This is a genomic window from Streptomyces sp. P17, assembly GCF_032436805.1.
Taxonomy (GTDB): domain Bacteria; phylum Actinomycetota; class Actinomycetes; order Streptomycetales; family Streptomycetaceae; genus Streptomyces.
Genome location: NZ_JAVRBF010000336.1, coordinates 1 through 447, shown reverse-complemented (window position 1 = coordinate 447; position 447 = coordinate 1). Strand labels below are relative to the sequence as shown.

Below are 447 nucleotides of genomic sequence, written 5' to 3'. Positions count from 1 at the left end.
CCCTAAAACAGGAGATGTATTTCGCAATGGCCAAGGTCGTCCAATAAGTAGTGGAAAAGCTTCACAACGAGATGCTCTTACTGCTACATTTCTTGTGAACAATACAGATAACCATTTAACTATATCAGCGAATCATTTTAAGTCTAAAGGCTCAAATTGTATTGATGATTGGCCAACGGGTGAAGAACTCGATGCTTTTTTGAAAACTTTTGATCCTAAGGATCGTAATAAAAATCGTTTGCCTGATGATGATTTTCAAGGACAGTGTGAACGTTTTCGCGTCGCTGCTGCTTATGAATTAGGTAAGCAGTTAGAGAAAATTCCAGGTGACAAAGTCATTCTTGGTGATTTGAACTCGTACGCAATGGAAGATCCAATCTTGGTATTAACTGACAATCCAACGGGTAAAATTATCTATGCCGGCCGAGATACTTATATTGATGATCG

The 447-nt window shown here is 38.7% G+C and carries 1 pseudogene; it reads left to right on the top strand.

Annotated elements, in window-relative coordinates:
* Positions 1-447: pseudogene (locus RMT89_RS41160) on the top strand (hypothetical protein); the annotation flags it as partial.